This is a genomic window from Actinoplanes sp. NPDC049598, from assembly GCF_040675435.1.
GTDB lineage: Bacteria > Actinomycetota > Actinomycetes > Mycobacteriales > Micromonosporaceae > Actinoplanes.
On record NZ_JBFAOX010000021.1, the window covers coordinates 1 to 11,033 of the forward strand.

General features: G+C 70.6%; 16 protein-coding genes. 7 read left to right on the forward strand and 9 right to left on the reverse strand.

The window, feature by feature from the left end; genetic code table 11:
• Positions 1 to 456: 456 nt before the first annotated feature.
• The 3 genes from AB0J66_RS35905 (at position 457) to AB0J66_RS35915 (ending at position 2,296) form a co-directional block, all read left to right on the forward strand.
• Positions 457 to 1,389 carry a hypothetical protein gene (locus AB0J66_RS35905; protein ID WP_364670601.1) on the forward strand — a complete coding sequence of 311 codons (933 nt, stop codon included), beginning with the start codon at positions 457 to 459 and terminating at the stop codon, positions 1,387 to 1,389.
• 3 nt (positions 1,390 to 1,392) lie between these two features.
• Positions 1,393 to 1,809, forward strand: a complete 417-nt coding sequence (locus AB0J66_RS35910) for a hypothetical protein (RefSeq protein ID WP_364670604.1) — start codon at positions 1,393 to 1,395, stop codon at positions 1,807 to 1,809.
• A 343-nt stretch (positions 1,810 to 2,152) separates the two neighbouring features.
• Complete coding sequence (locus AB0J66_RS35915; RefSeq protein ID WP_364670607.1) at positions 2,153 to 2,296, forward strand: hypothetical protein; 144 nt, start codon at positions 2,153 to 2,155, stop codon at positions 2,294 to 2,296.
• On the opposite strand, the gene AB0J66_RS35920 is transcribed toward AB0J66_RS35915, so the two are convergent.
• The 3 genes from AB0J66_RS35920 to AB0J66_RS35930 all read right to left on the reverse strand — a co-directional run bounded on the left by AB0J66_RS35920 (position 2,297) and on the right by AB0J66_RS35930 (position 4,174).
• Positions 2,297 to 2,893, reverse strand: a complete 597-nt coding sequence (locus tag AB0J66_RS35920) for a class I SAM-dependent methyltransferase (protein WP_364670610.1) — start codon at positions 2,891 to 2,893, stop codon at positions 2,297 to 2,299. It abuts the gene before it with no gap.
• A gap of 104 nt (positions 2,894 to 2,997) precedes the next feature.
• Positions 2,998 to 3,660 carry a DNA alkylation repair protein gene (locus AB0J66_RS35925; protein WP_364670612.1) on the reverse strand — a complete coding sequence of 221 codons (663 nt, stop codon included), beginning with the start codon at positions 3,658 to 3,660 and terminating at the stop codon, positions 2,998 to 3,000.
• Between the two features lie 16 nt (positions 3,661 to 3,676).
• Positions 3,677 to 4,174 carry a helix-turn-helix domain-containing protein gene (locus tag AB0J66_RS35930; RefSeq protein WP_364670615.1) on the reverse strand — a complete coding sequence of 166 codons (498 nt, stop codon included), beginning with the start codon at positions 4,172 to 4,174 and terminating at the stop codon, positions 3,677 to 3,679.
• A gap of 177 nt (positions 4,175 to 4,351) precedes the next feature.
• Between AB0J66_RS35930 and AB0J66_RS35935 the strand changes: the two genes are divergently transcribed.
• Positions 4,352 to 4,537 carry a hypothetical protein gene (locus tag AB0J66_RS35935; RefSeq protein WP_364670618.1) on the forward strand — a complete coding sequence of 62 codons (186 nt, stop codon included), beginning with the start codon at positions 4,352 to 4,354 and terminating at the stop codon, positions 4,535 to 4,537.
• Here the strand turns inward: AB0J66_RS35935 and AB0J66_RS35940 are convergent.
• Positions 4,500 to 5,174, reverse strand: coding sequence for a class I SAM-dependent methyltransferase (locus AB0J66_RS35940; protein WP_364670620.1), 675 nt, complete (start codon positions 5,172 to 5,174; stop codon positions 4,500 to 4,502). The genes AB0J66_RS35935 and AB0J66_RS35940 overlap by 38 nt on opposite strands.
• A 177-nt stretch (positions 5,175 to 5,351) precedes the next feature.
• Here AB0J66_RS35940 and AB0J66_RS35945 point away from each other — a divergent pair, with 177 nt between their 5' ends.
• A complete protein-coding gene (locus tag AB0J66_RS35945; RefSeq protein WP_364670623.1) occupies positions 5,352 to 6,443 on the forward strand; it encodes a glycerophosphodiester phosphodiesterase in 1,092 nt (363 codons plus the stop codon).
• Positions 6,444 to 6,483: 40 nt separating this feature from the next.
• Here AB0J66_RS35945 and AB0J66_RS35950 read toward each other — a convergent pair whose 3' ends face one another.
• Positions 6,484 to 7,086 carry a TetR family transcriptional regulator gene (locus AB0J66_RS35950; RefSeq protein WP_364670626.1) on the reverse strand — a complete coding sequence of 201 codons (603 nt, stop codon included), beginning with the start codon at positions 7,084 to 7,086 and terminating at the stop codon, positions 6,484 to 6,486.
• Between the two features lie 61 nt (positions 7,087 to 7,147).
• Here AB0J66_RS35950 and AB0J66_RS35955 point away from each other — a divergent pair, with 61 nt between their 5' ends.
• The gene (locus AB0J66_RS35955; protein WP_364670629.1) at positions 7,148 to 7,960 is read left to right on the forward strand and encodes an SDR family NAD(P)-dependent oxidoreductase; all 813 of its coding nucleotides are present in this window, start codon (positions 7,148 to 7,150) and stop codon (positions 7,958 to 7,960) included.
• A 15-nt stretch (positions 7,961 to 7,975) separates the two neighbouring features.
• Positions 7,976 to 8,689, forward strand: coding sequence for a Type 1 glutamine amidotransferase-like domain-containing protein (locus AB0J66_RS35960; protein WP_364670632.1), 714 nt, complete (start codon positions 7,976 to 7,978; stop codon positions 8,687 to 8,689).
• Positions 8,690 to 8,701: 12 nt separating this feature from the next.
• On the opposite strand, the gene AB0J66_RS35965 is transcribed toward AB0J66_RS35960, so the two are convergent.
• The 4 genes from AB0J66_RS35965 to AB0J66_RS35980 all read right to left on the reverse strand — a co-directional run bounded on the left by AB0J66_RS35965 (position 8,702) and on the right by AB0J66_RS35980 (position 10,878).
• Complete coding sequence (locus AB0J66_RS35965; protein WP_364670635.1) at positions 8,702 to 8,923, reverse strand: hypothetical protein; 222 nt, start codon at positions 8,921 to 8,923, stop codon at positions 8,702 to 8,704.
• 113 nt (positions 8,924 to 9,036) lie between these two features.
• Positions 9,037 to 9,357, reverse strand: coding sequence for a DUF3349 domain-containing protein (locus tag AB0J66_RS35970; RefSeq protein WP_364670637.1), 321 nt, complete (start codon positions 9,355 to 9,357; stop codon positions 9,037 to 9,039).
• Positions 9,357 to 9,653 carry a hypothetical protein gene (locus AB0J66_RS35975; protein ID WP_364670639.1) on the reverse strand — a complete coding sequence of 99 codons (297 nt, stop codon included), beginning with the start codon at positions 9,651 to 9,653 and terminating at the stop codon, positions 9,357 to 9,359. Before AB0J66_RS35975 ends, AB0J66_RS35970 begins: the two co-directional genes overlap by 1 nt.
• Position 9,654: 1 nt before the next feature.
• Positions 9,655 to 10,878 (reverse strand): inorganic phosphate transporter, encoded by a 1,224-nt coding sequence (locus AB0J66_RS35980; RefSeq protein ID WP_364670642.1) that lies wholly within the window; start codon positions 10,876 to 10,878, stop codon positions 9,655 to 9,657.
• Positions 10,879 to 11,033: the final 155 nt, after the last annotated feature.

Consider the following 11,033-nt stretch of genomic DNA (forward strand, 5'->3'; position numbering starts at 1 on the left):
CAGCTGCCGCCCGTCACCCTCGGTCTTCTTCCGTGGACTCATAACGTTCGATGTCATCACTCACGGTGCCCATCCCGCCAGGTCTTCAGCCTGGCATGTCGGGCCGGAAACACCTCTCGTGGCACAGTCCCGTTCAAGTTTGGGTGCGGCGGGTTGGGCTGAGCGGGTCGGGGCTCGTGGTGACGTTCGGCTACGTCGGGGTGGCGCTCGGGCTGCGGCTCGCCCAGGTTGCGGTGGATTCGTACTGGGTTCACGTCGTGCTGTGGTTCTCGTGTGCGCCGCTGAGTTTGCCCGGCGGGCCGTTTGAGGTGCTGTTCGTTTGGGGGGTGGCCGGGGTTTTCGGGTCGGTGGTGGTGGTGCAGGTGGCCGACGTTCTCTGGTGGGTGGGGCTGGCGGGCTGGGGGTCGGGGCGGTTCGGGCGAACTTCCGGTCGCGCGGTGGCCGTACAGTCGTGGCGTGATCTTGCGGTTTTCCGGGGTGGTGGTGCGGTATCGGGGGCGGCTGCTGGTCACGGCGCTGTTGTTCGCGGGGCTGGCTGTGGCGGGGGCGGTGCGGCAGGCGGCCGAGCCGACCGGGGAGCTGGTAGACATGCTGACCGTCGCGGGGGCGGCGCTGCTGGCCGGGGCGATGGTGGCGGTGGGCTTTCGGCGGCGGGCGGACGAGGCCGGGTTCGAGGTCGACGAGGAGCGGCGCTCGTTCCGTACGCCACGCAGTGCCGCCCCTGTCTTTACGGGGTTGTTCCTGCTGGCCGCGGCGGCGGCGATCGGCGGGGCGGGCGGCTGGGCGTGGGCGCACGGCGACCGGGACGGCGGCTGGGTCTTCGTGATGGTGCTGCTGGGCGCGGGGGTCGTGGCGGCGGGACCGGCGGCGTGGCGCGGGGCGGGCGCCGAGTTGACCGGCGACGGGATCCGCGGCGACCAGTCGGGCGGGTCGGTCTTCATCCCGTGGACGGCGCTGTCGGCCGAGCGGCCCGCGCGGGACGACCACCACGTCGATCTCCGGGTCGCCCATCCCGAGCAGGTGGTCCGGAAGGGGCTCGTCGTGCGGCCGCATCGGGTCCCGTTCGAGGCCGCGTCGTCGGCGTTCGTCGCTGGGGCGATACGGCACTACGCCGCGAACCCGGCCGAGCGGGCCGCGATCGGCACCCGAGCCGGTTATCGGGAGCTGGCCGCGCTCCTGGATCAGCCGCTGCGGCCGCAGGAACCGCCGACCTCGCGAAGGCGGCTGCTCTGGCGCGGAGTGGGCGGGGGCGCGGCGTTCCTCACGGGGATCACCCTCCAGACCTTCGTGGAGGCCGACACGACTCTCGGCCTGGTCCTGAGCCTGATCGGCCTCGGCCTGATCGGTGACGCCGCGCGAGGATTGCGCGCCCGCCGCCAGGAGGCCTGAGTAGTGGGTATCGATCTGGAGCTGGCCGATGTCGTGGTCGCGTTCTCCCAGATGTACGCCTGCCGGCAGTCCGGGCGGCCCTGCGAGCACCGACCCAACTGCACGGCGCACCACGACCGGCTCGTGGCCGAGGCCGCGGCCGCTCGGCCCGGGGAGGAATTTCCCACGGAGTTCCGCTACCGCCGCTTCCACGACATCGTCGAGAAGATGGAACTGACCGGGATGGGCGGCATCCCGTCGTTCAAGCTGCTGTCCAACGGTCCGTGGCTCGTGACGGCGCAGGAAATCGACGAGGCCCTCGCGGCGTACGCGCAAGCACCGACGGCCCTGCGGGTACGTCTCGAGATCGACCCGAGGTGGGCGGCCTGGCTGGCGTGGCTGGCGGTCGCCCGCGACCACGGCGGCTTCGAGGCGGAGTGACCGTCGGCAGTCGGCCTCGCTGTCCGGCTGCGGGCCGTGCTCGTGGTGAATCATCAGGGGATGACGACCCCCGAACATTCACCGGAGGAGCCGGCCGGCGCACGGCCACTGACCGCCTCCGCCTCGTTGCGGTGGACCACGCCGGCTGCCCTGTCCGAGGGGCTCCGCCTTCGCGGGTTGATCTGGGAGCCCGCCCCGCGGGCGACGGCGGCCGTTCGTCGAGCCTGACCTGCGGTGGCTGTCCGGAGTCATCGCCGAGGAGGCATCACCAAGCTCACCGCATATCTCCAGGACTCGGCGGCTGCTGCTCCGGTGCGCGCGGCGGAGGCCATGGGGGTCATGGATGGCGATCCACCTCGGCGACGTCGGCGTTCCGGTCAACTCCACTCACCGCGGCGCCTGGAACACCGACAGCGGGCAGGACTGGGCCGGCTACGCCACCGCGAGGCAACTCCGGAAGCTGCGTGACGAAGACCTCGAACGATGATCAGGCGGGTCGGCGGAGGATGAGGATTTCGCGGTGGGCGCGCGGGTCGGTGGCCGGGAGGTCGGCGGTCATGGAGCCGTAGCGGGCGATCGGCTCCAAAGAGGTGAGCCGGGTCAGTTCGGCGGCGGTCCAGGGGCGGGCCGGGATGATGGTGTCGACGACTGTCTCGTGGGCTACGGAGATGCGTACGCGCACCTGCCTTATGCCTGTGACCTGGTCGTGGACGTCCTGGGGGGAGCCCCACCGGGTCCGCACGTCGCCGATCGTCCAGTCCGGATCGGCGCCGGCGGGGGCGGCGAGGTCCACGATGAGCAGGCCGGCAGGGGCCAGGTGCTCGGCCGTACGGGTGAGGAAGCCGGTCATCGCCTCGTCGGTCAGCAGCAGCGCGGCCGAGTCGAGCATGAGCAGGGCGAGGTCGAAGCGGTGGGGCAGGTCGAAGTCGGTCATGTCGGCCTGGACCACCTGGAGCGGGAGGCCGGTGGCGCGGGTGCGGGCGCTGGCGCACATGGCGGCGGAGAGGTCCAGGGCGGTGGCCGGGATGCCACGGCGGGCGAACTCGCGGGCGTGGTCGGCGGGGCCGGCGGCCAGCTCCAGCACGCGGTGGGGCGGGCCGCCGTGGTGACGGGCGAACCACGTACAGACGAGGTCGACCTCAGCCGGGATGTCTCGGTAGCTGAAGGCGGCTCGGTACGCTTCGACGTCTATTGGCGCCGCACCATCTCGGTGATCCAGATCGGGGCGTACGGCGAGGTGCAGTTGGGCGGTGTGGGGTAGTCCTTGAGCACCTCCAGGCGCTCGCCGATGCCGATCGCCCGGTCGCGCGATCCCGGGTGGGAGATGCCGATCTGGGCCAGGCAGTGGTTCATCGCCCACTGCAGACGGTCGGGCGCGCCTTTCATCTCCGCCTCGATGACGTCGAGCAGGGCGGCGAGGTCGAGGCCGGCGGGCCTCTTGGCGACCCGCTCGGTGGTCAAGGCCCAGCCGGCACTGGCGACGGCCGGATCGGGGTCGGCCAGCCACGCGAGGCGCAGCTCCTCCGCCCACGGGCTCTTCTTGACCACGTAGTTGACGAGCCAGTCGTGCACCTTCGGGGCGCGGGCCTCGCGCAGCATCCGGTCGAGCTCGGCGCGGTCGAACAGCTTCGGCCGGCAGATCAGCAGGGCCAGCAGCCGGGCCGCGGTGTCGCCGGTCGCCCAGAGCTCCCGGGCCAGCTCCTGCTGCGTCTTCAGCCGCTTCGCGACCGCGCGCAGCCGGGTGAGGTTGACGCCGTGGTCGTCGCCGCGCTTCTCGTTCGCGGCGCGCAAGGCCGGGTCCTCGAGCGTTGCCAGCTCGGCCATCACCTCGGCCGCGGTCGTGTCGGTCACGCGCTCACCTTAGTGCCTATTTGCCGGCCGCCAGTTCGGCCAGGTAGGCCTCGGTCAGGCCGCCCAGGACGGACGGGGTGCCGGGTGGGCGCGGGATGCCCAGGTGCAGTTCGCGCAGCTCGTCCATGAAGTCGTCCCACAGCGGCTGGCCGCCGCGCTCCAGGAGCTCGGCGCGGATGGACAGCTCGCGGCTGACCGGGAGGTGGCGGCGGCCCCAGGCGCCGAGGTGGGCCAGGACCGGGACGAGCTGGATGGCGGGCTCGGTCAGGCTGAGCCGGATGCGCTGCTTGTGGGACGGGTCCGGGGCCGAGGTGATCATGCCGAGCTCGGTGAGGCGGGCCAGGCGGTCGGCCAGGATGTTGGAGGCGATGCCCTCCTCCGACTCGGTCAGCAGGGCGCGGAAGTGGCGGCGGTTGCCGAACATCATGTCGCGGATGATGATCAGCGACCATTTGTCACCGAAGACCTCCAGCGACAGGTTGATGGGACACCCGGAACGGTGATCGCCGGCCATGTGGTTCTCCCTTTCGCCGTACCGCTTGCAGTTTACAACCGGTCTGGCCTACCGTGCTGAGTCACGGCCTACATCACCTGTGACCTCGCGGTCTCCGCCGACGGCTTCACCGCTGGAGTCAACCAGAGGCTGGAGAAGCCGTTCGGCGACGGCCCGGTCGGCGAGCTGACCCGGTGGATGCAGGGCGGGACGACCTTCCACTTCGTCACCGGCGGCATCAAGGAAGCTCTCGCCCGCGCGGGAGACGGCGAGCGCCTCTTCGACGGCGTGCCGCCGCTTCATCTCAAGCCGGTCCGGGTGCGGGCGGCCTCGCTGGTCACCCACATCACTTACGCGCGAGCAGCAGGCGGCAGCCCGGCGTGATCACGTCGGCCGAGACGACGGTGAAGCCGGCCGCGGTCAGGTCGGCGCGGAGCGCGGGCAGCGGTGTGGTGCGGTAATACATCACGAACGGGGGGCGCCACACCGCGTTCCGCACCCGCATGGCGACGTCGAAACCGAGCGTGGCCAGGCCCGCGACCGAGGCCACGGGCGGCGTCTCGCCGATCGGGAAAGCGAAGGTTCCGCCCGGTTTCAGCGCCCGGTGGACGCCCTCGAAAACGGCCGGGCGCTCGGTGGGAAGGAAATGCCCGAGCGCCCCGAACGTCACCGCGAGGTCGAACGAAGCGGCGAAGGGCAGCGACCGGGCATCGGCTCGCACCAATGTGGCCGCGGGATGCGCGCGATGGGCCTCGGCCAGCATCCCCGCGCTGAAATCGACCCCGGTGACCGACGTGCACACCGAGGACAGGACCGACAATCCCGCCCCGGTGCCGCAGCAGACGTCCAGGCCGTTCGCGAACGGTCCGGGCAATGCCGCTGTCGTTGCTTCGAGCACGCGAGAAGGCGTACGGAACGGGGTCTGATCGAATTTGGGTGCCAGCAGGTCGTAGCCGTGCTCGACCGAGGACATCGCCTGGACGACCAGTTCGCGCAGCGACGGACCCCGGGGCGAGAACATCACCCGAGCGTACCTACCGGCGCGACCCGGGAGTAAACGCGAAGTGAACGGTTCGCCCTTTTCGCGCAGTTTCCGTGATCGCTACGTCACTGTTCCCGCAGCGTTGATCGCGTGGCATCGACTCTGCGCGGGACCTACCGGCGACGGTCGCCGGCACCGAGTCCCGTGGAGGACCTCGTGCCCGACCGACGTCAGGTGCTGCGCATGAGCGCCGTCGCCGCCGCCGCGCCCGCGCTGGGTACGGCCGTTGCCGCCCCGGCCGAAGCGCACCCGCGGGTCAAGAAGGAGATCTTCGGCCACCGCGGCGCCTCCGGTTACCGCCCGGAGCACACGCTCGCGTCGTACGAGCTCGCGGCCCGGATGGGCGCCGACTACATCGAGCCCGACCTGGTCTCGACCAAGGACCACGTGCTGGTCTGCCGGCACGAGCCGGAGATCAGCGGCACGACCGATGTGGCGTCACGTCCCGAGTTCGCCGGCCGTAAGCGGACCGTGCTCCTCGACGGCGTCAGCGTCACCGGCTGGTGGACCGACGACTTCACCCTGGCCGAGCTGAAGACGCTGCGGGCGGTCGAGCGCCTGCCCGCCGTGCGCCAGGAGAACACGCTCTACGACAAGCTGTTCGAGGTGCCGACCTTCACCGAGGTGCTGGAGCTGCGGGCCCGGCTGTCCAAGGATCTCGGCCGCGACATCGGTGTCATCCCGGAGACCAAGCACCCCACGTACTTCCGCCGCCTCGGCCTCGAGCTCGAGACGCCGCTGGTACGCGCCCTCGACCGGGCCCGGCTCAACAAGCGCGGGGCCAAGGTGTGGATCCAGTCGTTCGAGGCGGCCAACCTCAAGGACCTCAACGACAAGTACCGCGTACAGGTCAACCTGGTCTTCCTGACCTCGGCCACCGGTTCGCCGTTCAACGACACCAAGACGTACGCGCAGTATCTGACGCCCGCGGGCCTCAAGGAGCTGTCGACCTACGTCGATGGCATCGGGCCCGACAAGAGCCAGGTCATTCCGCGCACCGCCGAGGGCAACCTGGCCACCCCGACGTCGCTGGTGAGGGACGCCCACGCGGCCGGCCTCAAGGTCATCCCCTACACGTTCCGCGCCGAGAACCAGTTCCTGCCGGCCGATTACCGCGTGGGTGCCGACCCCAACGCTTATGGCCGCGCCATCGACGAGCAGATCACCTACCTGAAGACCGGCATCGACGGTCTCTTCACCGACCAGCCCGACATCGGCGTGCTTTCCCGCACGCTCGCCTTCGACTGACGGTTCTCCGGAGCCCCCGCGACAGTCGCGGGGGCTCCGCCTATTCGCTCAGCGCGGGCGTGATGACGTCGAAGGCGCGTGCGGTCAACTCCAGCGGATCCGACTTCCCGTCGCTCTCCGCCCAGCGCCGCAGCACGTCCTCCAGCGCGGTCAGCGCGACGCCCACCGCGAGTCCCGGGTACATGTCGGTCGCGGTGTCGCGTCCCAGTCGCGCGGCGAGGACGGCCGTCATCGCGTACCGCCAGGCCGTTTGCCTTTCCAGCGAGCGCGCGTAGAGCGCCGGCGTCCGCAGGACGAGCTGGACCACCGGCAGCGCCTTGCCGGTGTTGCCCGCGCAGTCGAGCACCGCGACCTCCACCGCGTGCCGCAGCGCCACCGCCGTCGGCTCACCGGCCGGCCGGCTCGCCAGCTCGGCCCGCATCTGGTCGCCGAGGGTCTCGAGCATCTCGACGACCACGTCCTCCTTGGACGCGTAGTACCGGAAGAACGTGCGCCGCGATACTCCCGCCGCCGCCACGATCTCGTCCACCGTGACCGTGTCGAAGCCCCGGGCCGCCATCAGCTGCAGCGCCGCCACCTTCAGCTCGTCGCTCACGACCTGCCGCTTGCGCTGCGCCATCGTCAGCCCGCGCTCGTCCACCATGCGCGCAGGATATGCCATGCCCCGCTTGACACTCAGTGCCACCGGTGGCAGCGTGAGTCACATGACCGTTGTTATCACCGGCGCCTCCAGCGGCCTGGGCCTGGCCACCGCGCGCGCCCTCACCGACCGCGGCGAGCACGTCATCGCCGCCGTCCGGGACGAACGCAAGGCCCGCGCCGTGCTGCCCGCCGCCGTGGACATCCGCCACGCCGACCTGGCCGACCTCGGCTCCGTCCGCGCCTTCGCCGCCACCGTCGGCCGAGTCGACGTCCTCATCAACAACGCCGGTGTGATGGCCCCGCCCCGCGCCGACCTCCAGTTCGCCGTCAACCACCTGGCCCACTTCGCGCTGACCGGCCTCCTGCTCGACCGGATCACCGGCCGGGTCGTCACCGTCACCTCGGTGCTGGCCAAGAAGGGCCGCCTCAACTTCGCCGACCTCGGCGCGGGTAGCCCGTCCGCCCTCTACAACCAGTCCAAGCTGGCCAACGCCGTCTTCGGCCTGGAGCTGCACCGCCGCCTGGCCGCCGCCGGGTCACCCGTACAGAGCCTCCTGGCCCATCCCGGCTACGCCGTCACCGGCCTCCAGGCGGGCATGCGGCCCAGCCTCAACCGCCTGTTCCTCACTAAAATCGGCAACCCGCTGCTGGCCGTTTCGGCCGAGAAGGGCGCCCGCCCGATCCTGCACGCGGCGACCGATCCGGCCGCCCGGAGTGGACAGCTGATCGGGCCCGGCGGCCCCGGCGAGCTGCGCGGCGCCCCCAAGGCGCTCGCCCCGGCGCCCGCCGCCACCGACCTCGAGACCGGCCGCCGCTTGTGGCAGCTCTCCGAAGACCTGACCGGAGTTCACTACCCCCTGGAGCAGCTGCGCTGAGCGTATCCTCCGGCCATGAAAGCGCTCCTCACCTCCGCCGGCATCAAGAACGACACCATCCGCGAGGCCCTGGTCGAGCTGCTGGGCAAACCGATCGAGGAGGCGAGCGCGCTCTTCGTGCCCACCGCCCTCTATCCGTTCCCCGGGGGTCCGTACATGGCGGCCCGCACGTTCCTGGGCCAGGGGCCGACGCCGCTGTGCGACCTGGGGTGGAAGGCGCTGGGCCTGCTGGAGCTGACCGCGCTGCCGAGCATCGACTTCGACACCTGGGCGCCCACGGTCCGCGAGGCCGACGCCCTGCTGTTCGGCGGCGGCGATCCGCTGTTCCTGGCCAACGAGATGCGCCGATCGGGCCTGACCGCCCTGCTTCCTGAGGTCGTCTACGTGGGAGTCAGCGCCGGCGCCATCGCCGCCGCGACCACGTTCGTCGAGACCTACACCGAGCCGCCGGCCGGCACCGACAACCCGGTCAAGGTCGAGCCCGCTGTCTTCGGCGACGTTCACCGCCTCATGGTCACCGCCGAGGGCGCCGGCCTAGTCGACTTCGCGGTCATCCCCCACTTCGAGAATCCGAACCACCCCGACGCGTCCCGCGTCAACGCCGAGAAGTGGGCTTCGCACATCCCCGCCGCGACGTATGCGATCGACGACGACACCGCCCTCAAGGTGATCGACGGCAAGGTCGAGGTCGTCTCCGAGGGTGAGTGGAAGCTCTTCCCGCCGTCCTAGCCTTCGCGCGGATCATCGGGAGCAGGATTGCGCGCAGTCCGGCAGCGAGGCGCGGGCGCGGGATCTGTCCAGCTGGTGGCCGAGCCAGGCGTTCAGGGCCAGGAAGGCGCCGCCGCAGAGGAGCAGGACGATGACCAGGATGCCGAGGATCCAGCGCCAGATGGCGAGACGGCTCTCCTGCGGGGTGTCGGTGCCCTCGAAGGGCCACGAGGAGTCGTCGTCCGGATCGTCCACGAAGACGGACGGTACCGAAAAGGGCTACCAACTACGACTTTTCCCGCGTATACGACCCCGATGGATGACGGCGCCGCCGGCCTGGGGCCGGCGGCGCCGTGGGTCAGGACAGGTCAGTCCTGGGGTGGGTCGGCCAGGGGCCAGCCGCCGGCGGCCAGGTGGGCCGAGACGCGGACGATGTCCTCGGGGGTGGCTTCCTGGAGGACCGAGTCGTTGATCATGGCCTCGATGTCGGCGGCGGTGATCACGTCGCCGCCCTGGGTCTCGGACTGGGTGGCCAGGTCGGCGGCGATCTGGCGGACCTCGTCCTCGGTCAGTTTGCGGCGCAGCAGGCCGAGCAGGGCCACGTAGTCCTGCCGGGGGACGCCGGCCGGGTAGCCCGCGCGGAGCCAGCCGACGGTGCGGGTGAGGAAGTTCGAGCGGGAGTCGGTCATCACTTGTCCACGATCGTCGGGAAGATGTGCTCGAAGCTGATCGTCTTGCCGAAGCCACTGGCCACGATGAACGTGATACCCAGCAGCACGCCGAAAATGACGATCGCGAAGAGCAGATAGCCGATGACCTTGCCGGCCGGGTTGGGCCGGGCGTGCGAGACCTCCGCGTCGCCACCCGCGCCCCAGGCCAGGGAGCGGATGCCGAGCGCGAACAGGGCGGGCAGGCCGGCCCCGAGGACCAGGCCGGCGGCCAGGACCTTCCAGGCGCCTTCGAGGGCGAATCCGAGGTTGCTCATGTCAGACCGCCGTTCCGGCCGGCTCGCGCGGCGCGTCGGCCGCGGGCGCGTCCCACTCGTCGTTGACGTTGTTGTGGTCGATCGGCTTGCGCCGCGACCGCAGGTACATGAAGGCCGCCGCGGCCAGCAGGACCACGAAGACCACGATGGCGCCGCCCAGACCGCCGACCAGGTCGGCCAGGTACCACATCAGCGCGCCGACGATGGCGGCCGAGGGCAGGGTGATCAGCCAGGCCGCGACCATGCGGCCGGCCACCCGCCAGCGGACCTGGGCGCCGGGCTTGCCGACCCCGGAGCCGAGGATCGAGCCGGTGGCCACGTGCGTGGTGGACAGCGCGAAGCCGAGGTGGCTGGAGGCCAGGATGACCGCGGCCGAGGAGGACTCGGCCGCGAGGCCCTGCGGCGGGGCGATCTCGACGAGGCCCTTGCCGAGGGTACGGATGATGCGCCATCCGCCGAGATAGGTGCCCAGTGCGATGGCCAGGGCGCAGGACGCCTTCACCCAGAACGGGATGTTCTTGGTGTCGGTCCAGTCGCCGGTGGCGATCAGGGCGAGGGTGATGATGCCCATCGTCTTCTGCGCGTCGTTGGTGCCGTGGGCGAGCGAGACGAGCGAGGCGCTGCCGATCTGGCCCCAGCGGAAGCCGTTGTCGGTGAAGCGCTTGGCGACGCCGACGGTGATCCGGTAGATGAGCCAGGTGCCGACGGCGGCCACCACGCCCGCGATGACCGGGGACAGCACGGCCGGCAAAAGCACCTTGCCGACGACGCCGTCGAGCTTGGAGCCGTCGCCGTTCCAGTTGACGCCGGCCCAGCCCAGACCGGCGATGGTGGCGCCGATGAGGCCGCCGAACAGCGCGTGCGACGAGCTCGAGGGCAGGCCCAGCAGCCAGGTCAGCAAGTTCCAGATGATGCCGCCGATGAGGCCGGCCAGGATGATGAGCAGGAGCGCCGAGCCGCCGTCGGCGGTGAGCGAGTCCTTGGGCGTACCGTCAGAGTTCTGGATCTTGACGACAGCGTTGCTGACCGTGAGCGCGACCTCGACGGAGAGGAACGCACCGATCAGGTTGAGGATGCCCGAGAGGGCAACAGCGACCTTGGGCCGCAGCGCTTTGGTGGCGATGGACGTGGCCATCGCGTTCGCCGTGTCATGGAACCCGTTGGTGAAATCGAACCCGAGGGCCGTCACCACCACCAGGGCCAGGATGACCGTTGACTCTGTCACGAAGCCAGCGTCACCCCGGGGATCAGCTCATGGAAGGTTCAAGTGATCAGCATCTAAATGTTGCGTCGTCGTTAACCCGGCGTACACCTGGAGTTTCGCGTCCGCAAACGGATCGCCCGGCCGCGCTATACAACGCGGCCGGGCGAAACGCCATC

Coding starts and splice junctions, on each gene's coding strand:
- AB0J66_RS35915 (WP_364670607.1), top strand. CDS start 2,153: ATGGCGATCCACCTCGGCGACGTCGGCGTTCCGGTCAACTCCACTCAC.
- AB0J66_RS35930 (WP_364670615.1), bottom strand. CDS start 4,174: ATGGCCGGCGATCACCGTTCCGGGTGTCCCATCAACCTGTCGCTGGAG.
- AB0J66_RS35935 (WP_364670618.1), top strand. CDS start 4,352: ATGCAGGGCGGGACGACCTTCCACTTCGTCACCGGCGGCATCAAGGAA.
- AB0J66_RS35940 (WP_364670620.1), bottom strand. CDS start 5,174: ATGTTCTCGCCCCGGGGTCCGTCGCTGCGCGAACTGGTCGTCCAGGCG.
- AB0J66_RS35950 (WP_364670626.1), bottom strand. CDS start 7,086: ATGGTGGACGAGCGCGGGCTGACGATGGCGCAGCGCAAGCGGCAGGTC.
- AB0J66_RS35955 (WP_364670629.1), top strand. CDS start 7,148: ATGACCGTTGTTATCACCGGCGCCTCCAGCGGCCTGGGCCTGGCCACC.
- AB0J66_RS35960 (WP_364670632.1), top strand. CDS start 7,976: ATGAAAGCGCTCCTCACCTCCGCCGGCATCAAGAACGACACCATCCGC.
- AB0J66_RS35970 (WP_364670637.1), bottom strand. CDS start 9,357: ATGACCGACTCCCGCTCGAACTTCCTCACCCGCACCGTCGGCTGGCTC.
- AB0J66_RS35975 (WP_364670639.1), bottom strand. CDS start 9,653: ATGAGCAACCTCGGATTCGCCCTCGAAGGCGCCTGGAAGGTCCTGGCC.